At 61.5% G+C, this 21,996-nt stretch carries 18 protein-coding genes; 5 read left to right on the plus strand and 13 right to left on the minus strand.

Features of this window, described 5'->3' with window-relative positions:
- Positions 1 to 79 precede the first annotated feature (79 nt).
- From trpE to SNL23_RS25780, 10 genes are all read right to left on the minus strand, one after another.
- On the minus strand, positions 80 to 1,561 hold the full coding sequence (trpE, locus tag SNL23_RS25735) for an anthranilate synthase component I (protein WP_318304015.1): 1,482 nt from the start codon (positions 1,559 to 1,561) through the stop codon (positions 80 to 82).
- Between the two features lie 68 nt (positions 1,562 to 1,629).
- The gene (locus SNL23_RS25740; protein WP_076017908.1) at positions 1,630 to 2,448 is read right to left on the minus strand and encodes a phosphoglycolate phosphatase; all 819 of its coding nucleotides are present in this window, start codon (positions 2,446 to 2,448) and stop codon (positions 1,630 to 1,632) included.
- Positions 2,445 to 3,119, minus strand: coding sequence for a ribulose-phosphate 3-epimerase (gene rpe / locus SNL23_RS25745; RefSeq protein WP_008434441.1), 675 nt, complete (start codon positions 3,117 to 3,119; stop codon positions 2,445 to 2,447). The genes SNL23_RS25740 and rpe overlap by 4 nt, the downstream gene beginning before the upstream one ends.
- 83 nt (positions 3,120 to 3,202) lie before the next feature.
- Positions 3,203 to 4,351: an iron-containing alcohol dehydrogenase gene (locus SNL23_RS25750; RefSeq protein ID WP_318304018.1), complete on the minus strand. Its 1,149-nt coding sequence runs from the start codon at positions 4,349 to 4,351 to the stop codon at positions 3,203 to 3,205.
- Between the two features lie 114 nt (positions 4,352 to 4,465).
- On the minus strand, positions 4,466 to 5,290 hold the full coding sequence (locus tag SNL23_RS25755) for an ABC transporter permease (RefSeq protein ID WP_076017906.1): 825 nt from the start codon (positions 5,288 to 5,290) through the stop codon (positions 4,466 to 4,468).
- A 13-nt stretch (positions 5,291 to 5,303) separates the two neighbouring features.
- On the minus strand, positions 5,304 to 6,536 hold the full coding sequence (locus SNL23_RS25760; RefSeq protein ID WP_010167250.1) for an ABC transporter permease: 1,233 nt from the start codon (positions 6,534 to 6,536) through the stop codon (positions 5,304 to 5,306).
- 212 nt (positions 6,537 to 6,748) lie between these two features.
- The gene (locus SNL23_RS25765) at positions 6,749 to 7,789 is read right to left on the minus strand and encodes an ABC transporter substrate-binding protein (protein ID WP_076017905.1); all 1,041 of its coding nucleotides are present in this window, start codon (positions 7,787 to 7,789) and stop codon (positions 6,749 to 6,751) included.
- A 43-nt stretch (positions 7,790 to 7,832) separates the two neighbouring features.
- Positions 7,833 to 8,945: an ABC transporter ATP-binding protein gene (locus SNL23_RS25770; protein WP_318304019.1), complete on the minus strand. Its 1,113-nt coding sequence runs from the start codon at positions 8,943 to 8,945 to the stop codon at positions 7,833 to 7,835.
- Between the two features lie 214 nt (positions 8,946 to 9,159).
- On the minus strand, positions 9,160 to 9,789 hold the full coding sequence (locus tag SNL23_RS25775) for a response regulator (protein WP_076017904.1): 630 nt from the start codon (positions 9,787 to 9,789) through the stop codon (positions 9,160 to 9,162).
- Positions 9,790 to 9,814: 25 nt separating this feature from the next.
- Positions 9,815 to 12,202: a PAS domain-containing sensor histidine kinase gene (locus SNL23_RS25780; protein ID WP_318304022.1), complete on the minus strand. Its 2,388-nt coding sequence runs from the start codon at positions 12,200 to 12,202 to the stop codon at positions 9,815 to 9,817.
- A 77-nt stretch (positions 12,203 to 12,279) separates the two neighbouring features.
- Here SNL23_RS25780 and SNL23_RS25785 point away from each other — a divergent pair, with 77 nt between their 5' ends.
- A complete protein-coding gene (locus SNL23_RS25785) occupies positions 12,280 to 13,254 on the plus strand; it encodes an alpha/beta hydrolase family protein (RefSeq protein WP_076017902.1) in 975 nt (324 codons plus the stop codon).
- Positions 13,255 to 13,433: 179 nt separating this feature from the next.
- Here SNL23_RS25785 and SNL23_RS25790 read toward each other — a convergent pair whose 3' ends face one another.
- From SNL23_RS25790 to SNL23_RS25800, 3 genes are read right to left on the minus strand one after another with little or no spacing between them, the layout of a single operon-like run.
- On the minus strand, positions 13,434 to 14,201 hold the full coding sequence (locus SNL23_RS25790) for a TerB family tellurite resistance protein (protein WP_318304023.1): 768 nt from the start codon (positions 14,199 to 14,201) through the stop codon (positions 13,434 to 13,436).
- A gap of 1 nt (position 14,202) precedes the next feature.
- A complete protein-coding gene (murU, locus tag SNL23_RS25795; protein WP_318304024.1) occupies positions 14,203 to 14,877 on the minus strand; it encodes an N-acetylmuramate alpha-1-phosphate uridylyltransferase MurU in 675 nt (224 codons plus the stop codon).
- Positions 14,874 to 15,893, minus strand: coding sequence for an aminoglycoside phosphotransferase family protein (locus tag SNL23_RS25800; protein WP_318304026.1), 1,020 nt, complete (start codon positions 15,891 to 15,893; stop codon positions 14,874 to 14,876). The genes murU and SNL23_RS25800 overlap by 4 nt, the downstream gene beginning before the upstream one ends.
- A 130-nt stretch (positions 15,894 to 16,023) precedes the next feature.
- Between SNL23_RS25800 and SNL23_RS25805 the strand changes: the two genes are divergently transcribed.
- From SNL23_RS25805 to rsmA, 4 genes are read left to right on the plus strand one after another with little or no spacing between them, the layout of a single operon-like run.
- Complete coding sequence (locus tag SNL23_RS25805) at positions 16,024 to 18,822, plus strand: LPS-assembly protein LptD (protein WP_318304028.1); 2,799 nt, start codon at positions 16,024 to 16,026, stop codon at positions 18,820 to 18,822.
- Positions 18,803 to 20,140: a peptidylprolyl isomerase gene (locus SNL23_RS25810; RefSeq protein ID WP_412104273.1), complete on the plus strand. Its 1,338-nt coding sequence runs from the start codon at positions 18,803 to 18,805 to the stop codon at positions 20,138 to 20,140. Before SNL23_RS25805 ends, SNL23_RS25810 begins: the two co-directional genes overlap by 20 nt.
- Positions 20,137 to 21,126 carry a 4-hydroxythreonine-4-phosphate dehydrogenase PdxA gene (gene pdxA / locus SNL23_RS25815; protein ID WP_076017897.1) on the plus strand — a complete coding sequence of 330 codons (990 nt, stop codon included), beginning with the start codon at positions 20,137 to 20,139 and terminating at the stop codon, positions 21,124 to 21,126. The genes SNL23_RS25810 and pdxA overlap by 4 nt, the downstream gene beginning before the upstream one ends.
- On the plus strand, positions 21,123 to 21,935 hold the full coding sequence (rsmA, locus tag SNL23_RS25820; RefSeq protein WP_076017896.1) for a 16S rRNA (adenine(1518)-N(6)/adenine(1519)-N(6))-dimethyltransferase RsmA: 813 nt from the start codon (positions 21,123 to 21,125) through the stop codon (positions 21,933 to 21,935). The genes pdxA and rsmA overlap by 4 nt, the downstream gene beginning before the upstream one ends.
- Positions 21,936 to 21,996 lie beyond the last annotated feature (61 nt).

The following is a 21,996-nucleotide window of genomic DNA, read 5'->3' on the forward strand; positions in this document are numbered from 1 at the left end:
GATGACGCGCCCATCCTGAATGCGCGCGGCGCCTATGAGTCCTTCGCGAGCAAGCTCGCTCCTACAAGGTTCGCGGTATTTAGCCCTGCGGGGTCTGCTCAGCCAACGCCACCGCACGGAACATCGCGCGGCGCTTGTTCAGCGTCTCTTCCCATTCCAGCGCCGGCACCGAGTCGGCCACGATCCCGCCGCCTGCCTGCACATGCAGTTCGCCGTCCTTGATCACCGCCGTACGGATCGCGATCGCAGTGTCCATATTGCCGTTCCAGGCGAAATACCCCACCGCACCGCCATACACACCCCGCTTGACCGGCTCCAGCTCGTCGATGATTTCCATCGCACGAATCTTCGGCGCGCCCGACAAGGTGCCCGCCGGCAGGATCGCCCGCAGTGCATCCATCGCGGTCAATCCGGCCTTCAGCTCGCCGGTGACGTTGGACACGATGTGCATCACGTTGGAATAACGCTCGATCACCATCTTCTCGGTGAGCTTCACCGAACCGATTTCCGACACACGCCCGGTGTCGTTGCGGCCCAGGTCGATCAGCATCAAGTGCTCGGCGATTTCCTTGTCGTCGCTCAGCAGGTCCAGCTCAAGAGCCAAGTCCGCTTCTTCGGTGGCACCACGCGGGCGCGTGCCGGCAATCGGGCGCACGGTGATCAGGTTGTCTTCGACCCGCACCAGCACTTCCGGCGAACTGCCCACCACGTGGAAGTCGCCAAAGTTGAAGAAGTACATGTACGGCGTCGGGTTGAAACAACGCAGCGCCCGGTACAAATCGATGGGCGCGGCCTTGAAGTCGATGGACATGCGTTGCGACGGCACCACCTGCATGCAGTCACCGGCAAGGATGTATTCCTTGATGGTATCGACAGCACGCTCGTAGTCATCCTGGGTAAAGCTGGAGCGGAACACCGGATCAGCCGCCGGTGGACGGCTGAGGTCCAGGCCACGACGCGGAGTGATCGGCTGGCGCAGCTTTTCCAGCAACGCTTCGAGACTGGCCTGGCCTTGCTCGAACGCGTCGGCCTGGGAAGGATCGGCCAACACAATCGCGTGCATCTTGCCCGCGAGGTTATCGAACACCACCACCGCGTCGGAAACCATCAGCAGAATGTCCGGCACGCCCAATGGATCGGGGTTCGGGGATTTGCCCAGGCGTTTTTCCACGTAGCGCACACAGTCGTAGCCGAAGTAACCCACCAGGCCGCCGTTGAAACGCGGCAGCCCAGCGATGGTTGGCACGTTGTAGCGCGCCTTGAATGCTTCGACGAAGGCCAGCGGGTCTTCAACGTCGTGGCTTTCGATCTCGACGCCGTCCAGGGTGATGCTCACATGGTGGTCATGTACACGCAGCACCGTACGGCACGGCAGGCCGATGATCGAGTAACGGCCCCATTTCTCGCCGCCCTGCACCGACTCCAGCAGATAGGAGTTGGGCTCGTCGGCCAGTTTCAGGTAGATCGACAGCGGGGTGTCGAAGTCGGCCAGGGTTTCGCAGGCCATGGGAATACGGTTGAAGCCGGCAGCGGCCAAACGCAGGAATTCTTCGCGGATCATGAGGTGCCTCGTGGCTTGAGGGTCTAACGGTCAGGTGTGCAAACGTGCCGCAGCGCGGCGAGGATCAGTCAGGCGCGCCAACGCCAGCGGGCCAGGGCCTTGATGACTTTCATCCAGAGTTTGCGAGTGACCACCACGATGGGATTTCCAGAAGGGGATGGAACAGCGTCGGGCAACGTTATCTCAGCGCCCGCTCCCAAGCAACCGGGGATTAACAGGCGCAGGTCATCAATCACCAACGCCGGGGATTCCTCGGCAATCGGCCGGCCATGGTTGTAGCCGTAACTCAAGGCCACGCACTTGACCCCCGCCGCTTTCGCCGCCAGCACATCACTGCGCGAATCGCCGACGAACAGCGATTGAGAGGCCGGGATATTGGCCATTTTCATCACGAAAAACAGTGCCGCCGGGTCGGGTTTCTTCTGCGGCAAGGTATCGCCGCCGATGATCCAGCGGAAATACCGGCCGATCTTCATCTGGTCCAACAGCGGCGCGACGAAGCGCTCCGGCTTGTTGGTGATCAGGGCCATTTCCACGCCCTGCTTGTGCAGCCATTTCAGGGTGTCGCGCACACCGGGATAAACCACGGTCAGCTCGTGGCCGTTTTCATAGGCCACGTTGAACAACTCAAGCGCATGCTCGGCTTCCACATCGTCGACACCCTCGGCCTCGATGTTGTTGGCCAAGGCCCGGCGCACCAGCATCTGCGCGCCGTTGCCAACCCACTCGCGCACCGACTCGATGCCCGCCGGCTTGCGACCGAGCTTGAGCAGCATGTCGTCCACGGCGGCCGCCAGGTCCGGCACCGAATCGATCAACGTACCGTCCAGATCGAACATCACCAGCCGTGGCAGTTTGCCGGGGAACAGCTGCTCAAAGCCGCTCATGGACGCGCCAGCGCCAGTTCTGCACGCATCTTGGCGATCACTTCCTGATAGTCCGGGGCATTGAAGATCGCCGAGCCGGCCACAAAGGTGTCGGCACCGGCCGCAGCGATTTCGCGGATGTTGTTGACGTTGACGCCACCGTCGATCTCCAGGCGGATATCACGGCCCGAGGCGTCGATCAGCGCCCGCGCTTCGCGCAGCTTGTTGAGGGTACCGGGGATGAACTTCTGCCCGCCGAAGCCCGGGTTGACGCTCATCAACAGGACCATGTCGACCTTGTCCATCACGTACTCAAGCACGCTCAGCGGAGTGGCCGGATTGAACACCAGGCCTGCCTTGCAACCGCCCTCGCGGATCAGTTGCAGGGTGCGGTCCACGTGCAGCGTGGCTTCCGGGTGGAAGGTGATGTAGGTCGCACCGGCTTCGATGAAGTCACCGACGATGCGGTCCACCGGGCTGACCATCAAGTGCGCGTCGATAGGCGCGGTCACGCCGTATTTACGCAAGGCCGCGCAGACCATCGGACCAATGGTCAGATTCGGCACATAGTGGTTGTCCATGACATCGAAGTGAACGAAGTCGGCACCGGCGGCCAACACGTTGTCCACTTCCTCACCCAGGCGGGCGAAGTCGGCGGAGAGAATCGATGGAGCAATGACGAAGGGCTGCATGACGCACCTTTTTGAGCTAAATCACGATGGCGCGCATTGTATACCTCATGCTTTGCCGCGCGCACCGTGACCTCGCTCAATGATTAGTAAGCGGCCCGGTAGATTTTCTCGATATCCGCGGCACTGAGCTTGCGCGGATTGTTGCGCATCAGGCGCTCGATCCCCGCGGCTTCGACCGCCATGGCCGGAATCGCGTCTTCAGGCACACCGAAGCTGCGCAGGCCGGACGGGATCTCGACTGCGGCACACAGTCGCGTCATCGCATCGACTGCCTGGTCCGCCGCATCCACCGTACTCAGCCCGGTGACATTCACGCCCATGGCTTGGGCAATCTCCTGCATGCGCTCCACGCACGCCAGCTTGTTCCAGTGCATCACGTAGGGCAGCAGCAGGGCATTGCTCACGCCATGGGCGATGTTGAAACGCCCGCCCAGCGGATACGCCAAGGCATGCACCGCGCCCACGCCGGCATTCCCGAACGCCATCCCGGCCATCAGGCTGGCGGTGGCCATGTCATCGCGGGCCTCGAGGTTGGCCGGGTTGGCGTAGGCCTTGGGCAACGCCTTGGCGATCAACTTGATCGCACCGAGTGCCAGCGCATCGGTGATCGGCGAGGCATTCAGCGATAAGTAGGACTCGACGGCGTGCACCAGGGCGTCCACACCACTGGCGGCAGTGACGCTGCGGGGGCAGGTCAGGGTCATTTGCGGGCTGATCAGGGCGACGTCCGGCAGCAGGTAATCGCTGACAATGCCTTTTTTCAGTTGCGCGACCTTGTCCGACAGAATCGCCACATTGGTCACCTCCGAACCGGTGCCGGCGGTGGTGGGAATCGCGATCAGCGGCGGGCCTTTGCGGGGCACCTGGTCCACGCCGAACAGGTCGGCCAGGGCGCCGTGGTAACCGGCGTAGGCCGCCACGCTCTTGGCGATGTCGATGGCACTGCCGCCACCGACGCCGATCAGGCCGTCATGCCCGCCTTCGCGATAGACGCGCATGCAGTCTTCGACGATGGCGATTTCCGGGTCGGGCAGCACGCGGTCGAAAATTTCATAGGCCCGATCGCCCAGGTGCGCCAGTGCCAGGGCTACGGTGCCGGATTTGACCAGCGCCGCATCGGTGACAATCAGCGGGTTGTCGACATCCAGCCGCGTCAGCTCGGCGGCCAGTTGCTCGATGGCGCCTGGGCCGGTGAGCAGTTTGTGGGCGATCTTGAATGAGGAAGTACTCATGTGCGCGGCCTCTTATCAGTTATGGGCTGGCACAAGAGTAGCTGACTTAGGCTGGTTGTCTTGCATTCAGCAACTGAATAGGCACAGCTCCCACATTTTGATCTCTATCTGGCTTTAGACTTGGGCGGTGCGCAGTTTTTCACTGCGCCCGCGCAGCCATTCCAGGGTCAGCAACAGCACCACCGAGAAGGCGATCAACAAGGTCGCCGCTGCGGCAATGGTAGGGCTGAGGTTTTCGCGGATGCCGCTGAACATCTGGCGGGGCAAGGTCGCCTGCTCGGGCCCGGCGAGGAACAGCGTCACCACCACTTCATCAAACGAGGTGGCAAAGGCAAACAGCGCCCCGGAAATCACCCCCGGCGCAATCAGCGGCAAGGTCACCCGGCGAAACGCCGTCAGCGGCGACGCCCCCAGACTGGCCGCCGCCCGCACTAGGTTATGGTTGAACCCTTGCAAGGTCGCCGACACCGTGATGATCACAAACGGCACGCCCAGCACCGCGTGCACCACGATCAGCGAAAAGAAGCTGTTGCCCAGGCCCAGCGGCGCGAAGAACAGGTAACTCGCCACGCCGATAATCACCACCGGCACCACCATCGGCGAAATCACCAGGGCCATTACCAACGCCTTGCCCGGGAAATTCCCGCGCGTCAGGCCAATCGCCGCCAGCGTGCCGAATACCATCGCCAGCACCGTGGCCGCCGGGGCGACGATGATGCTGTTCTTCAAGGCGCGCATCCATTCCGCCGAGCCGAAGAAGTCCTGGTACCAGTGCAGCGAGAAACCTTGCAGCGGGTAAACCAGGAAGCTTCCGCTGTTGAAGGACAGCGGGATGATCACCAGCACCGGCAAGATCAGGAACAACAGGATCATGCCGCAGAGAATCCGCAAACTGTAGAACCAGACCCGTTCCACGGGCGACATATAAGGGCTCAGCATCGCTACGGTCTCCTTAGCTCAGGCGCAGGCGGCTGGCGCCCACCAGCCAGTTGTAGATCAGGTACAGCACCACGGTGGCCAGCAGCAGCAAGCCGCCCAAGGCCGTGGCCATGCCCCAGTTGATGCTGGTGTTGGTGTAGAAGGCCACGAAGTAACTGACCATCTGGTCGTTCGGGCTGCCCAGCAACGCCGGGGTGATGTAGTAGCCGATCGCCAAAATGAACACCAACAGGCAGCCGGCGCCAACGCCTGCATAAGTCTGCGGGAAGTACACGCGCCAGAAGCTGGCGAACGGGTGACAACCCAGGGAAATCGCCGCCCGCATGTAGGTGGGCGAGATGCCTTTCATCACGCTGTAGATCGGCAGAATCATGAACGGCAGCAGGATGTGCACCATGGAGATGTAGACGCCGAGCCGGTTGAACACCAGTTCCACCGGTTTATCGATCAGGCCCATGCCCATCAGCGCGCTATTGATCAAACCACCGGACTGCAGCAGCACGATCCAGGCTGCCACGCGCACCAGCACCGAGGTCCAGAACGGCAGCAGCACCAGGATCATCAGCAGGTTGCTTTGCCGCGCCGGCAAGTTGGCCAGCAGGTAAGCCAGCGGATAGGCCAGCAGCAGGCAGCACACAGTGATGACCAGGCCCATCCAGAACGTACGGGCGAAGATATCGAGGTAGATCGCCTGGTCTGGAGTGGCCGGGGCGATTTCGCCGAGGTCGTCGATGCGATGATCGACGGCGGCCAGCAGGTAGTAAGGCGTCAGGCTGCTGGTGTTGCGCCGGATCGCCTGCCAGTACGCCGGGTCGCCCCAGCGCTCGTCGAGGTTTTCCAGCGCTTCTTTATAAGAGGCAGGCGCTTCGGTGAACGGCAGCGCCCGCGCGGTTTTCGTCAGCAGGCTGCGATAGCCCGCCAGTTCCATGTTCAAGCGTTTTGAGAGGTCGCCCAGGGTCGAGTTTTTCCGGGCTTCGCCCAGGTCTTCGCTGATGGCCTGGTACACCGGCTCGCCCGGTAGGCCACGACCGTCCCAAGCGGTTACCGCTACCACCGTGCGCGGCAGGCCGCCCACCACTTCCGGGTTGCCGACGCTTTTGTAGAGCAGCGCCACAATCGGCACCAGGAACACCAGCAGCAAAAACACCACCAGCGGCGCGATCAAGGCCTGGGCCTTCCAGCGGTTGAGCCGCTCGGCCCGCGCCAGGCGCTGTTTCAGGGTGGGGCTGGGAATGGCGATGGCCATGGCGAACTCCGGATCGTAAAAAAGAATGCAGACCTGTGAGGGCCCACACCTGTGGCGAGGGGGCTTGTCCCCCGTTGGGCTGCGCAGCAGCCCCAGTAAAGCCACCGTGGTTTATCAGACTGGCCGCGGTGGCTGGTTTTGGGGCCGCTTCGCAGCCCAACGGGGGACAAGCCCCCTCGCCACAAAAAGCCCATTCACCCTGGGTGCGGTGGTTACTTGGCAGCCCAGGAATTGAAGCGCTGCTCCAGTTGCTCACCGTTATCCGCCCAGAAGCTCACGTCGATCTGCACCTGGTTGGCGATGTTTTCCGGGGTAGTCGGCATGTCCTTCAGGATGTCCTTCGCCAGCAACGGCACCGCCTGGATGTTGGCCGGGCCGTAGGCGATGTTTTCCGAGTAGGTCTTCTGCTGCTGCGGCTGCACCGAGAAGGCGATGAATTTCTTCGCCGCCTCAGCACGGTCCTTGGCCAGGCCTTTCGGAATGGCCCAGGCGTCGAAGTCGTAGATCCCGCCGTTCCACACCACTTTCAGGTTGCTTTCTTTCTGCACGGCGGCGATCCGGCCGTTGTAGGCAGAACTCATCACGACGTCGCCAGAAGCGAGGTACTGCGGCGGTTGGGCGCCCGCTTCCCACCACTGGATATACGGTTTGAGTTCATCAAGTTTCTTGAACGCACGGTCCTGGCCATCTTTCCCGGCCAGCACTTTGTACACATCCTTCGGCGCCACACCGTCAGCCATCAAGGCGAATTCCAGGGTGTACTTCGCGCCCTTGCGCAGGCCGCGCTTGCCCGGGAATTTCTTGGTGTCCCAGAAATCTGCCCAGCCGCCTGGTGCTGCTTTGAGTTTGTCGGCGTTGTAGGCCAGCACGGTGGACCACACAAAGAAGCCCACGCCGCACGGCTGGATCGCGCCCTTCACATAGTCGCCCGGGTTGCCGAACAGCTTCGGGTCCAGGGGTTCGAACATGTCTTCATCACAACCACGGGACAGTTCCGGCGACTCTACTTCCACCAGGTCCCAGGACACGCTCTTGGTGTCGACCATGGCCTTGACCTTGGCCATTTCACCGTTGTACTCGCCGGCGACGATCTTGCCGTTGCCCGCGCTTTCCCACGGTGCGTAGAAGGCCTTGACCTGCGCCGCCTTGTTCGCGCCACCGAAGGACACGACCGTCAAATCAGGGCCCGCCATGGCCTGTGTCGCGCCCATCAAGCTTAAAGCCAAGGCGGAATATTTCAGGGATCTCAACATTGTTGTGCTCTCCACGTGCGAGGTTGGTGAAGCAAGGGGGCGATCAATTCGCCTCTAGAAGTGGGTCGAGCGCGCGAACGTGCTCGACTTGCCAGCCAATCGGTACCACGTCGCCGACCGCCAGGGCTGTGTCCAGCTCGGCGATCGGTTGTTTCACAAAAAAATCGGTCTTGCCGCAGACTTCCAGGCGCACCCGCACGTGGTCGCCCAGGTAGATGAATTCGGCCACGCGCCCGGAGAAACGGTTGACGCAGCTTTCGCTGGAACCGTTAAGGCTCACGCGCTCCGGGCGTACCGACAGGGTCACCGGACCGCCGACCTGGCCGACGTTCACCGCCAGCGCCTCGACCTTTTCGCCGCGCGCAAGCTCAACCACGCAACGGTCGCCGGTATGGCTGTGCAGGCGGCCATTGAGGCGATTGTTCTCGCCGATGAAGTTAGCGACGAAGGTGTTTTTCGGCTCTTCGTACAACGTACGCGGCGCGGCGATCTGCTGGATTTCGCCCTGGTGGAATACCGCCACCCGGTCGGACATGGTCAGCGCTTCGCCCTGGTCGTGGGTCACGTACACCACGGTCACGCCGAGGCGCTGGTGCAGGTGCTTGATCTCCATCTGCATGTGTTCGCGCAGTTGCTTGTCGAGGGCGCCGAGGGGTTCGTCCATCAGCACCAGCTGCGGCTCGAACACCAGCGCCCGGGCCAGGGCCACCCGCTGTTGCTGGCCGCCGGAGAGTTGCGCCGGGTAGCGCTCGGCGAAGGCATCGAGCTGGACCATGCTCAGTACACGCTTGACCCTCTCGCTGATGTCGGTCTTGCTCAGGCCGCGTACAGAGAGCGGAAATGCCAGGTTCTCGGAGACGGTCATGTGCGGGAACAGCGCGTAGTTCTGGAACACCATGCCGATGTCGCGCTTGTGAGGCGGCACGTTGTTGATCGAGCGGCCGGCCAGTTGGATCTCGCCGGCGGTGGGGGTTTCGAAGCCGGCGAGCATCATCAGGCTGGTGGTCTTGCCCGACCCGGACGGCCCGAGCAGGGTCAGGAATTCGCCCTTGCGAATCTCCAGGTTGAGGTCTTTGACGATCAGGTTCTCGCCGTCGTAGCTCTTTTGCACGCCACGAAAGCTGACCAGCACATCATTTGAATCCACCTCGCTCATACCCGCACCTTTTTGTTTTGGACTGCCATGGAGCAAGCGTAGTCCAGCCGCAAGCCCGCGGAAATCGGGGGGCCGGAGAGATTGGCATCAGCAGGATGGAAGGTTTGGGGTAGGGATTGCCCTACACGGATGGCGGGCACAGGACAGTGCGACAGCTACAGGTGGCGGGAACGGGTCTGCCGAGGCCTGGGAGTGGTCGCAAATAGATATGCGGTTATAGAAGCTTGTGCTCCATGGCGTACTTCACCAGTTCCGCCAGGGAGGTGATGTTGAGCTTTTGCATCAGGCGCGCCTTGTGGGTGCTGATGGTTTTGCTGCTCAAGGCCAATTGCAGGGCGATGTCGTTGACGTTGGCGCCTTGGGCCAGGCGCTCGAATACCGAGAACTCGCGCTCCGACAGCAATGAATGCAACGGGCGCGAATCGGTCAGGCCGACTTCGAAGACCATGCGGTCTGCCAGGTCCGGGTCGATATACCGTCCGCCCGCCGCGACCTTGCGAATCGCCGTCAGCAGCAGCGCCGGATCGCTGTCCTTGGTGGCGTAGCCAGCGGCGCCGACCTTCAGCGCACGGGCGGCCATTTGCGCTTCGTCGTGCATCGACAGCACCAGGATCGCCGGAGGATTGTTCAACGCGCGAATCCGCGGGATGGCTTCCAGGCCGTTGACGCCAGGCATCGAGATGTCCAGCAAGACCACCTCGCAGGGCACGTGGCGCAGGGTCTCCAGCAACTGCTCGCCATTGCTCGCCTCGCCCACCACCAGCAGGTCCTTGGCCAGGCCGATCAGTTGCTTGATGCCTTCGCGAACGATGGTGTGGTCTTCAGCTACCAGTACACGGATCACTGTGGATGTCCTCTTCTTTTGGTTATCAATCCAGCGGCACCGTCACGCTCAGGGTAGTGCCTTCGCCCAACTCACTGTCCAGGCTCAGTTGCCCGCCCATGATCAACACCCGTTCGCGCATGCCCACCAGGCCAAACGATACCGGTCGACCGGGGGCCTGCACGAAACCTGTGCCATCGTCGCTGATGGTCAGCCGCAAGTGCGTGCCCTCCACCACCAGCGTCAGCTCGACAGTATGCGCCTGGGCATGGCGCATCACATTGGTCAGTGCCTCCTGCAGGATACGGAACAGGCCGATAGCCTGGGCGTCGCTCAGTAACGGCAGGTTATCCGGCACCTGCACCAGGCAGGGAATCTGCGTCCGGGCTTCGAAACGCCGGGCCTGCCATTCGATCGCCGAGGCAATCCCGGCATCGAGAATCGGCGGACGCAAGGCGGTGGCCACATCGCGTACCAGTTGGAACAGTTGGGCGATCAGGCGCTTCATGCTGTTCAGCCGCTCGTGCAGGCCGGGATCCAGTTGTGCGTAGGTCAGTTCGCACATCGAGGTTTCCAGCTTGAGCACGGTGAGCATCTGCCCCAGTTCGTCGTGCACTTCTCGGGCGATGCGGGCCTTCTCTTCCTCGCGCACGGTTTCCAGGTGCGCCGACAATTCCCGCAGTTGCGCGCGGGAGGCGTCCAGCTCCAGCTCGATGCGCTTGCTCTCGCTGATGTCCCAGACAATTCCGTCCCAGACCACGGCGCCGTCTTCCAGGCGCCGGGTCACGGCCTTGATATCGGCCCAGCGCTGCTCGCCCAGGCGGGTCAGGATGCGGCCCTGCCAGGCCCAATTGCTCTCGGTCTCGATGGCCTGGTCCTGGGTGCGGTGATAACTGGCGCGGTCGTCGGGATGCACCAGACTGCGAATGCCCATGGCCGGATGGCTGAGCACTTCCGGTGCGTACCCGACCAAGCCCTCGCTGCCCTGGCTGATGTAGGCGAACTCGATCGCCTCGCTGCGGGGCAAACGCTCCAGGCGAAACACCAGCCCCGGCACATTGGCGGCAATCCCTTGCAGGCGCGCTTCACTTTCCTGCAAGGCCGCGAGGGCCCGGCGACGCTCGGTGACATCGTTGAGGTAGACCACCAGGTACTCGCCATCGGCAAAGCGCAGGAAACTCAGGGACACATCGGCTGGCAATACGCTGCCATCGGCACGCAGGCAATTGGTCGCAAAACTCTGCGGCCCGTCTTCGCTGGCCCGCGCGCGTTTCCACAGGTTGAGCCAGCGGTCCATGGTCAGAGTCGGATCGAATTCGATCAGCGGTCGCTCGATCAGGGCGCCGGGAACGTAGCCGAGCATGGTTTCTGCTGCTTGGTTGGCGTAGCGCACATGGCTGTCCCAATTGACCCAGAGGATGCCGACGGTACTTTGATCGATGGAGAACTGAGTCAGGCGCAAGGCTTCGGCGCCGGCCGCGCGGGCGGCGCTTTCTTCCCGGGCGGCCAGCAGGTTGTGTTCCAGGCCGCGTTGCTGGCGGCGCTGCCAGAACACCACGGCCAGGCTGGCGAGCAATAAGAGCCCCAACAACAGAGTGAGGTTTTGCCAGAAACCGGGCGACTCGGTCACCCGCGGGTATTTGGGCTGCAGCCAGCGTGTGTGCAACTGGTCCAGATCGCGGGCGGGAATCGCACGCAGGGCGCTTTGCATGATCTCCGCCAGCTCTGGCCAGTCGCGCCGCGTTGCCACCCGCAACAATTGCGGCAGGCCGATATCGCCCACCACGGCAAGACCGGCGAACTCGGTTTCGCCAGACAACCGGCTCAATTGCGCCTCATCCACTACTGCATACCGGGCTTGCTGGCTCACCAGCAATTGCAGGGCCTGGCGCTCCATGGGCACGCCTTGCAGGTTGAGGCTCGGGTAGGTGCTGCGCAGGTAATCCGCCACAGCGCTGGGCATGCGCACGGCGACGCGGGATTGGTCATCGAGTTTCTCCAGGTCTACCGATGTGCCGCCGTCGCGGATCCCGACGATGTGCTGGGGCACGCGCATATACGGATCAGAGAACAACCATAAACGCAGACCGGCCGGGGTTTGCAGTAGGCCGGGGGCGAGGTCGACCTCACCTTCACGCACCGCCGCCTCCAGTTGCTCCTGGTTGGGAAAGTTGCGCCAGGTCAGCTCGATGTTCAGCGCCTTGGCCAGCCACTGCATCAATTCGACGTTGGCTCCGGACAGCCGCTGCAAGCGCCGATCGTATTGGGCATAAGGCGCCTGCAATACCAGGCCGACCCGCAGGTCCGGATGGTGGCCGAGCCATTCACGCTGGCCGGCATCGAGCTGCGCCTGGTGAGTGGCAGGCGCAGGCACGGCGCCCGCAATCAAGGGAAAGCATAAACAGCCGATAACCAGCAGGTAGCGAAAACCCATGATCCACGTCTCATATCACTGACAAATACTGACCAACCCATTAGGCTGCCGGAATCACTTCTGGCCGGAATTCAACGATGCCACTTTCCCACCGTTCGGCACTGCCAGCATTGTGCCTGTCGCTGCTGTTTACCAGCGCCTTTTGTGTCGAGGCTGCCGACACTCCCGCTCCCGCCCCGGAAAAACCGGTGGTACGCCAGCCCTTGCCGGAGCGCAGCCAGGAAGAAGCCAACGCCCTGGAGCGACAAATCCCGCAGCAGGAACAGCAACAGTTGCAGGCGGGAAGCGATTCTTTCCTGGCCCTGTGGAAGCCGGCCAACACCGGCGAGCCTGAAGGCGTGGTGATTATCGTCCCGGGCAACGGCGAAAGTGCTGACTGGCCTCAAGCAATCGGTCCGTTGCGCAAGAAATTGCCGGACGCTGCCTGGGGCACCCTGAGCTTGTCGCTGCCGGACCTGACTCTGGACACGCTGCCACCCCGGGTCATCGAATCGCCCAAGGCGGCCGTGGACACCAGCAGCAAAGACGCCAGCACCGTCGCCAAACCCGTGGAGCAAGCCGCCAGCGCCGAAGCTGAAGGCACCGACCCGGCCGTGGTTCCGGGCAACGATGAACAAGACAAGACCGACGCCACGCGAATCTTCGCGCGCATCGACGCCGCCCTCGCCTTCGCCCAGACCCAGAATGCCCGCAGCATTGTGCTGCTGGGCCATGGCACCGGCGCCTGGTGGGCAGCACGCTACCTGAGTGAAAAACAACCGGCGCAGGTGCAGAAATTTGTGATGGTGGCCGGACAAACCCCGGTGGGCCGTGCCCCGGACCTGCAACAACTGGCACCGAAACTGAAGGTGGCCACGGCAGACTTTTTCTACCAGGACAACGCCCTGGTACGCAAAGCGGCCCAGGAACGTTCCCAGGCCAGCAAGCGTTTGAAGAATGACAGCTACAAGCAGGTGTCGTTGAAGGCCTTCCCCGATAACAGCCAGGCCGGGCAAGAACAACTGTACCGCCGGATTCGCGGCTGGCTGAGCCCGCAAAATCCCGGGGACTGATCGTAAATCTCAAAAACACTGGAGAGTAAAATGTGGGAGCGGGCTTGCTCGCGAATGCGGTGAGTCAGTCACTGTATCTGTTACTGATCCACCGCATTCGCGAGCAAGTCGAATCGTCGCACCGCCGCTCCCACAATTGATCCGGTTTACACCATAAAAAACAGCGGCTCCTGCTTCTGCTAGCGAAAGTCTCGTCTTTCGCGAATCAGCGCATAGGCGTTATGCAGCTCGCGGGTACGTTCGGTCGCCTCGCGCACCTGGGCGGGACTGGCGCCACTGCCAGCAATCTTGTCCGGGTGGTGCCGGCTGAGCAGGCGCCGGTAGGCGCGTTTGATCACCGATGGTTCAGTGGTCGAGGTCACCCCCAGAATCCGCAGCGCCTCCTGATAGGCCCCGCCACGATTGGCCAACGGTTTGCGCTCTGGCTCGTAGTCAGCCGCCAATGCCCGGATCTGCTGCACGGTCCAACCCAGCCATTTGCCCCATTGCTCAATCAACTCGCGCTCGGCGCTACTGGCCTTGCCGTCCGCCCAGGCCATGCGCCAACAGGCACGCAGCACACCTTCCGCCGCGTGAGGCTGAGCCTTGAGCACGCCCAAATAACTGCGCACCCGGTCCGAGCCGGACTTGCCGCGATTGAACGCGGCAATCGCACGGCGCTGGGCCGGCTCGGACATGTCCAGCGAGCGCATTTCCTGGCGCGCCTGCTGGATATGCCCGTCCACTACCCGGCCATTACTCTTGGCCAGGCGGCCGAGCAACACGAACAGCAATGCGTCATTGCGCAGCGCCGGCCGACCGCCGAGGCGCTCGCGTAACTGAGCCCAGCTTTGCAGCTCCAGGCGCCGGTCCAGCGCCTGGCCCAGCAACGCGCCCAACATGGCCCCCGGAATGCTGGCAATGGCAAAGCCCGCCCCGGCTCCGATCAGAGTCCCTGGCCACAACATCCTAGTGCCCCGCTGTCAGCAGGGTTTCGACTTGCGCCAGGCGCTCCAGCGTCCCGACATCGATCCAGCGTCCGTTCATGTGTTCCCCCGTCACCAACCCTTTCGCCATGGCGTCACGCAACAGCGGCGCCAGCTTGAAAGCACCCGCACTGCAACCCGCGAACAACTTCGGGTCGAGCACGGAAATGCCACTGAAGGTCAGGTTATCGGCACCGGGAGCAGCATCATGAAGTGTGCCGTCCTTTATGTAGAAGTCACCGCCGGACGGGTGATGGGGCGGGTTGTCGACCATTACCAGGTGGGCCAGGCCATTCAACGGCTGGTTCAGGCTGGCGAAGTCGTAATCGGTCCAGATGTCGCCATTGACCACCAGGAACGGTTCGTCCCCCAGCAACGGCAAGGCCTTGAAAATGCCGCCGCCGGTTTCCAGCGGCTCGCCTTCGGCCGAGTACTGGATACGTACGCCGTACTGCGCGCCGTCCCCCAGGTAACCTTCGATCTGCTGGCCGAGCCAGGCATGGTTGATGACGATATCGGTGAAGCCGGCTTTCGCCAGCGCCTCGAGGTGATACTCGATCAGGCGCTTGCCGCCGGCCTGGATCAGCGGCTTGGGCGTGTGCAGGGTGAGCGGACGCATCCGCTCACCTTTGCCGGCGGCCAGGATCATGGCCTTCATACCGCCGCCTCGACGCGCAGGCTCGCCAGCAACTCACCCAGTTCGCTCAACTCTGGCCGGTCTGCGAGCACCGCCTCTATATAAGCAAAGAAGCGCGGCACGTCCGCCAGGTAGCGTGGCTTACCATCGCGATGGCAAATGCGCGCGAAGATGCCGATCACCTTCAGGTGACGCTGCACGCCCATCAGGTCGCTGGCTCGCAGGAACTCTTCGAAGTCCGACTGCACCGGGATGCCCAGCGCGCCGGCGCGCTGCCAATAACCGCGCTGCCATTCCCGTACGCGGGCTTTCGGCCAACTGAGGAACGCATCCTTGAACAGGCACGTGATGTCGTAGGTCACCGGGCCGTAGACCGCATCCTGGAAATCCAGCACGCCGGGGTTAGGCTCGCTGATCATCAGGTTGCGCGGCATGTAGTCGCGGTGCACCAGCACCTTGGGCTGGGCCAGGGCGCTGTCGATCAGGTGATCGCTGACGCGCTGCCACAGGGCAAGTTGCCGCGCGTCGAACTCGATGCCCAACTCCCGGCGAACGTACCATTCAGGAAACAATTCCAGCTCCCGACGTAACAGAGCAACGTCATAGCTTGGCAATGGCGTCTCCATCGGCAATTGCTGGAAAGCGAGCAACGCATCGATGGCATCGGCGAACAATTGATCGGCATTTTGCTCGTCAATCACGTCCAGATAGGTTTTTTTCCCCAGGTCGTTAAGCAAAAGAAAGCCGCGAATCAGATCTTGCGCATAAATTTTCGGAACATTTATTCCCGACTGACCGAGAAAATGCGCGATATCGACGAAAGGTTTGCAGTTTTCCTGGGGGGGTGGAGCGTCCATTACGACAAAACTGCGACCTCCTCCGTCCCACCGGAAGTAACGCCTGAAACTCGCGTCACTGCTGGCCGCAGTCAACGTGGCCGGGGGTACGAGACCCCAGCCTTGGGCGGTAAAAAGGCGAGGCAATTGCTCATCAAGCCAGACTTTCAGCTGTTGCAAACGTAGATCTTGGTCGGGCATTACAAGGGTCTCCGACGGCGCTAGCCGTCAAGCGGGTCATGCTTTATTATCACGCATCTTTTTCAGACCATCGAGAGGCGTGCGGCCCACACCGCGGGCAGATGGCACGCAGGAAGCCCGGACTAATAAGATGGCATTGAAATCCCCCGCGTTTCGTAGAAAATTTCCGTTGCTGGTAACCGGCAGTCTGCTGGCCATGCAACCTTTCGCCACCTCATTCGTGGTCGCCGCAGAACAGTATGACTGCTCAGTCTCTGCTTCGGGTGCCTGGGATTGCGCGCCGAAGACGGCCGCAGCCCCGCTGCCACCGCGCCCGGTGCATGACGGCAGTGCCGTCAGCTCTGCCAGCAGCACGCCGCAAGGCGAGTCTGCTGGCACTGCCGAGGCCGTGCCGCAGACCACATTGGTCACCGAAGCCAAGGGCCGCGGCCTGCGTTCGCGCAGCGCCGACTACAGCCATCTGGACTGGGTCCCTCGCGAGAAGCTCACCGCTGCGCAACTGGCCGAAACCGGCCCGTACTGCTCCGGCGCGTACATCGAACCGATCCGTCCTGGCATGAACGACAAGACGAACAAGAGCGACGCACCGACTTTCATCGGCGCCAAGGTCTCTCGTTACGAGCAGGAACAGCAAGTTGCCTCCCTGGCCGGTGACGTCGTCATGCGCCAGGGCAGCATGCAGGTCGAGGCCGACGAGGCCAACCTCTACCAGGCCGAGAACCGTGGCGAGCTGAACGGCAACGTCCGTCTGCGCGACAACGGTGCCCTGCTGGTGGGCGACCACGCTGAAGTCCAACTGGACACCGGCGCGGCCAAGGTCGACAACGCCGAATACGTGATGCACAAATCGCGCATCCGCGGCAACGCCCTGTACGCCAAGCGTGCCGAGAACGCGATCATCCGTCTCAAGGACGGTACGTACACCACCTGTGAGCCGAACAGCAACGCCTGGCAGCTCAAGGGCAACAACATCACGCTCAACCCGGCCACCGGTTTCGGTACGGCGACCAACGTGACGTTGCGAGTGAAGGACATTCCGATCCTTTACACCCCGTACATCTACTTCCCGATCGACAACCGTCGTCAATCCGGCTTCCTGCCGCCGAGCTTCAGCACCGGCAGCGAGACTGGCTTCACGCTGGTTACGCCGTACTACTTCAACCTGGCGCCGAACTACGATGCCACGTTGTACCCGCAATACATGACCAAGCGCGGCATGTTGATGGAAGGCGAATTCCGCTACCTCACCAAGTCCAGCGAAGGGCAGTTTGGCGGCGCGTACCTGAACGACGATAGCGACGAGCGCAAGCTGCAGACCGACTACGAAAAAACTCGTTATATGCTCAACTGGCAGCATAAGGGCGGGTTGGATTCGCGTGTACTGACCCAGGTTGATTACACGAATATCAGCGATCCTTATTACTTCCAGGATTTGAAGTCCTATCAGGAAGGGATCAAGACCCAAGACTATGTGAACCAGCAGGGTTCGGTGACCTATCGTGGGGATACCTACCAGGCGCGTCTGAATTTGCAGGCTTACCAGCTGGCGACAGTTTCCCAGATCACACCTTACAATCGCCTTCCACAGGTGACCTTCAATGGTACGCTGCCTTACCATCCGGCCGGTCTGGACTTCTCCTACGATACCGAAGCTGTAAGATTTGACCGAGACCTTGAGAAGGGCATATTTACCGATGAAAATGGCGCCCAGTCTCTGCGGCTGGATAGCTATGTACTAGGCCTTAACCGAGCCAACGGCAATCGTCTGAACCTTGCACCCAGTGTTTCGCTTCCTCTTGACTGGACGTATGGCTATATCAAGCCAAAGCTTAAATATGTCTACACCAAGTACGACTTGGATTTGGACAGCACGGGCAAAAATGACTTGCTGACAAACCGGGCTGGCGCATCGTCTCTCGGTGAAGAATTCAAAAGCTCGCAAGATCGCGCGATTCCGATTGCAAGTATCGACAGCGGTCTCTACTTCGACCGCGACACGCAATGGTTCGGTAAGACCTATCGCCAAACGCTCGAACCTCGCCTGTTCTATCTCTACGTTCCGGAGAAAGACCAGACCGATATCCCGGTATTCGATACGAGCGAATCGACATTTGACTATGACTCGCTGTTCCGTGAAAACCGCTTCACCGGGTCTGATCGCATTGGTGACGAAAATAAGCTGTCCCTCGGCGTAACCAACCGCTGGATCGAAGAAAACGGCTTTGAGCGTCAGCGTATCTCTGTTGGCCAGGCTGTGTATTTCAAGGACCGTGAAGTGCAGTTGCCGGGCATCGACCCAGCGACGCGGGACGACGCTCACTCAAACGTCTCTCCAATCGCTTTGGACTACGAGTTCCGTTTCAACCGTGATTGGCGCGCGACTGCCAACTACAACTGGGACACTGAAAGCCGTAGCCCACGCTCAGGCAGTGCAATGTTCCATTACCAACCGGAAGACAACCCAAATAAGGTAGTCAATCTTGGTTATCGCTATCGCAACGACCAAGTGGTCTACAACCAGTTGACCGGCAAATGGCAGTTTGGTGGTGACTACGGCACTCCGGGCACAGAAAACTTCGTGAAGGATTACTACAAAATCCAGCAACACGACTTCTCGATGATGTGGCCGATCATTCCTCAGTGGAACCTGATCACCCGCTGGCAGTATGACTACGCACGCAACCGTACCCTGGAAGCCTTCGGTGGTTTCGAGTACGACAACTGCTGCTGGAAACTGCGCGTCATCAACCGTTACTGGGTTTCCAACGACGAATACAGCCAGATCGCCCCGCTGAACGAAAAGGGTGACCACGGGCTCTTCTTCCAAGTTGTCCTCAAAGGACTCGGCGGCCTGACCGGCGCCAAGGTAGAGAGCTTCCTCGACAAAGGCATTGAAGGTTATCGTGAACGTGAAGACCAAGCTTTCTGATTGTCTGCGCCCGCTGATGCTGGGCGCGCTGTTCCTGGGTACTGCCGCAGCTCACGCTGCGGTTCAACCGCTGGATAAGGTAGTGGCCATCGTCGATAACGACGTGATCATGCAGAGCCAACTGGACCAACGGGTCAAGGAAGTTCAGCAAACTATCGCCAAGCGTGGCGGCGGCGTACCGCCGACCAGCGTGCTGGACCAGCAGGTGCTTGAGCGCCTGATCGTTGAAAACCTGCAATTGCAGATCGGCGATCGCTCCGGCATCCGTATCAGCGACGAAGAATTGAACCAGGCTGTCGGCACCATCGCCCAGCGCAACAACATGAGTGTTGATCAGTTCCGCGCCGCCCTGGCTCACGATGGCCTGTCCTATGAGGACGCCCGTGACCAGATTCGCCGTGAAATGATCATCAGCCGTGTGCGTCAGCGCCGTGTGGCCGAGCGGGTTCAGGTGTCCGAGCAGGAAGTGAAGAACTTCCTGGCCTCTGACCTTGGCAAGATGCAGCTTTCCGAAGAACTGCACCTGGCCAACATCCTGGTTCCTACCCCAGACAGCGCCAACGCTGAACAGCTCAATGCTGCCGCAGCGAAAACCCAGGCTATCTATGACCGGCTCAAGCAAGGCGCTGACTTTGCTCAGATGGCCATTGCCCAGTCCGGCAGCGACAACGCCCTTGAAGGCGGTGACATGGGCTGGCGTAAAGCCGCTCAACTGCCACCACCGTTCGACCGCGAGCTGAGCGCCATGGAAGTCGGTGGCCTCACCCAGCCTGCCCGTACGCCAGGCGGTTTCATCATCCTCAAGTTGCTCGGCAAGCGCGGTGGCGAAGAAGCCCAGATGAAGGACGAAGTTCACGTTCGTCACATCCTGGTCAAGCCAAGCGAGATCCGTACCGAAGCCCAAACCAAGGAACTGGCCCAGAAGCTGTATGACCGCATCGAAGCGGGCGAAGACTTCGGCGAACTGGCGAAGAGCTATTCCGAAGACCCGGGTTCGGCGCTTAACGGCGGCGACCTGAACTGGATCGACCCGAAAGCACTGGTTCCAGAGTTCCAGGACGTCATGGCCAAGACTCCGCAAGGCGTACTGTCCAAGCCGTTCAAGACCCAATATGGCTGGCATGTGCTGGAAGTCCTTGGCCGTCGCGCCACTGACAACACCGCCCAGGCCCGCGAGCAACAAGCACTGACCGTACTGCGTAACCGCAAATACGACGAAGAGCTGCAAACGTGGTTGCGTCAGATCCGTGACGAAGCCTACGTAGAGAACAAGCTTCCTGGCGCCGACCAAACAGGCACCGACCAGGCAGCCCAGTGAAACCCAAGCGTTTCGCATTGACACCCGGCGAGCCGGCCGGCATTGGTCCTGACCTGTGCCTGCTGCTCGCCTCGCACACCCAGCCACATCCCCTGATTGCCATTACCAGCCGCGACCTGCTCCTTGAGCGGGCCGCGCAGTTGGGCGTGGCCGTCGATCTGCTGTCGGTCGGCCCGGGCAACTGGCCTGATCTGCCGGCGCCAGCCAACAGCCTGTACGTATGGGATACCCCGCTGCAGGCCAAGGTCGTCGCCGGGCAACTGAACAAGGCCAACGCTGCCTTTGTCCTGGAAACCCTGACACGGGCCGGCCAAGGCTGCATCAACGGGGATTTCGCGGGAATGATCACCGCCCCGGTGCACAAGGGTGTGATCAACGAGTCCGGGATCGCCTTTTCGGGCCATACCGAATTCCTCGCTGAGCTGACCCATACCGAACAAGTGGTGATGATGCTGGCAACCGGTGACCTGCGGGTGGCGCTGGTGACCACTCACCTGCCCCTGCGCGAGATTGCCGACGCCATTACCCCCGAGCGACTGGAGCGTGTGACACGCATCCTGCACGCCGACCTGCAACAGAAATTCGGCATCGCCCAACCACGCATCCTGGTCTGTGGGCTCAACCCCCACGCCGGTGAAGGTGGTCACTTGGGCCATGAAGAAATCGACATCATCGAACCAACCCTGGAGCGTCTGCGCCTTGAGGGCATGGACCTGCGCGGCCCATTGCCTGCCGACACTCTGTTTACCCCCAAATATCTGGAGCACTGCGACGCAGTGCTGGCGATGTACCATGACCAGGGGCTGCCCGTGCTGAAGTACAAAGGCTTCGGCGCCGCCGTCAACGTGACACTGGGCCTGCCGATCATCCGCACCTCCGTCGACCATGGCACCGCCCTGGACCTCGCCGGCAGCGGCAAGATCGATACCGGCAGCCTGCACGTGGCCCTGGAAACCGCCTATCAGATGGCCGAGACCCGTATATGACTGAGCATTACCAACACCGGGCGCGCAAGCGTTTCGGGCAAAACTTCCTGCACGACGCTGGCGTGATTGATCGCATCCTGCGCTCCATCCATGCCAAGCCCGAAGACCGCCTGCTGGAAATCGGCCCGGGCCAGGGCGCCCTGACCCAAGGCCTGCTGAAGAGCGGCGGCCAGTTGGACGTGGTTGAGTTGGACAAGGACCTGATCCCGATCCTCAACCAGCAGTTCGCCGGCATGCCCAATTTCAACCTGCACCAAGGCGATGCGCTGAAGTTCGACTTCACCAGCCTCAATGCGGCGCCCAACAGCCTGCGGGTGGTCGGCAACCTGCCGTACAACATATCCACCCCGCTGATTTTTCACCTGCTGAACAACGCCGGCATCATCCGCGACATGCATTTCATGCTGCAAAAGGAAGTGGTTGAGCGTCTGGCCGCGGGTCCTGGCGGTGGTGATTGGGGTCGCCTGTCGATCATGGTTCAGTACCATTGCCGCGTAGAGCACCTGTTCAACGTCGGCCCGGGGGCGTTCAACCCACCGCCGAAGGTCGACTCCGCCATCGTGCGCCTGGTGCCTCACGCGGTACTGCCGCACCCGGCCAAAGATCATAAATTGCTGGAACGCGTGGTGCGCGAAGCGTTCAACCAACGCCGCAAGACCTTGCGCAATACGTTGAAGGCTTTGCTCAGCAACGCTGAAATCGAAGCCGCCGGCGTCGACGGCAGCCTGCGCCCCGAGCAGCTGGACCTGGCCGCCTTCGTGCGCCTGGCTGACCAACTCGCCATTCAGCCTGCGCCAGCGGCCGAATAAAGTAGAGTCGGGCACGGCCAGACAGCATGTCTGGCCTAGTGCCCACCACTTGGCCTAGACT

Source organism: Pseudomonas sp. SED1 (assembly GCF_034044025.1).
Lineage (GTDB): Bacteria > Pseudomonadota > Gammaproteobacteria > Pseudomonadales > Pseudomonadaceae > Aquipseudomonas.

Excerpts from the sequence above, each read along its gene's own strand:
- SNL23_RS25785 (WP_076017902.1), top strand. The coding sequence starts at position 12,280 with ATGCCACTTTCCCACCGTTCGGCACTGCCAGCATTGTGCCTGTCGCTG.
- SNL23_RS25790 (WP_318304023.1), bottom strand. The coding sequence starts at position 14,201 with ATGTTGTGGCCAGGGACTCTGATCGGAGCCGGGGCGGGCTTTGCCATT.
- murU (WP_318304024.1), bottom strand. The coding sequence starts at position 14,877 with ATGAAGGCCATGATCCTGGCCGCCGGCAAAGGTGAGCGGATGCGTCCG.
- rsmA (WP_076017896.1), top strand. The coding sequence starts at position 21,123 with ATGACTGAGCATTACCAACACCGGGCGCGCAAGCGTTTCGGGCAAAAC.
- SNL23_RS25740 (WP_076017908.1), bottom strand. The coding sequence starts at position 2,448 with ATGAGCGGCTTTGAGCAGCTGTTCCCCGGCAAACTGCCACGGCTGGTG.
- rpe (WP_008434441.1), bottom strand. The coding sequence starts at position 3,119 with ATGCAGCCCTTCGTCATTGCTCCATCGATTCTCTCCGCCGACTTCGCC.
- SNL23_RS25770 (WP_318304019.1), bottom strand. The coding sequence starts at position 8,945 with ATGAGCGAGGTGGATTCAAATGATGTGCTGGTCAGCTTTCGTGGCGTG.
- SNL23_RS25750 (WP_318304018.1), bottom strand. The coding sequence starts at position 4,351 with ATGAGTACTTCCTCATTCAAGATCGCCCACAAACTGCTCACCGGCCCA.
- SNL23_RS25780 (WP_318304022.1), bottom strand. The coding sequence starts at position 12,202 with ATGGGTTTTCGCTACCTGCTGGTTATCGGCTGTTTATGCTTTCCCTTG.
- SNL23_RS25755 (WP_076017906.1), bottom strand. The coding sequence starts at position 5,290 with ATGCTGAGCCCTTATATGTCGCCCGTGGAACGGGTCTGGTTCTACAGT.
- SNL23_RS25805 (WP_318304028.1), top strand. The coding sequence starts at position 16,024 with ATGGCATTGAAATCCCCCGCGTTTCGTAGAAAATTTCCGTTGCTGGTA.
- trpE (WP_318304015.1), bottom strand. The coding sequence starts at position 1,561 with ATGATCCGCGAAGAATTCCTGCGTTTGGCCGCTGCCGGCTTCAACCGT.
- SNL23_RS25760 (WP_010167250.1), bottom strand. The coding sequence starts at position 6,536 with ATGGCCATCGCCATTCCCAGCCCCACCCTGAAACAGCGCCTGGCGCGG.
- SNL23_RS25765 (WP_076017905.1), bottom strand. The coding sequence starts at position 7,789 with ATGTTGAGATCCCTGAAATATTCCGCCTTGGCTTTAAGCTTGATGGGC.
- SNL23_RS25800 (WP_318304026.1), bottom strand. The coding sequence starts at position 15,893 with ATGCCCGACCAAGATCTACGTTTGCAACAGCTGAAAGTCTGGCTTGAT.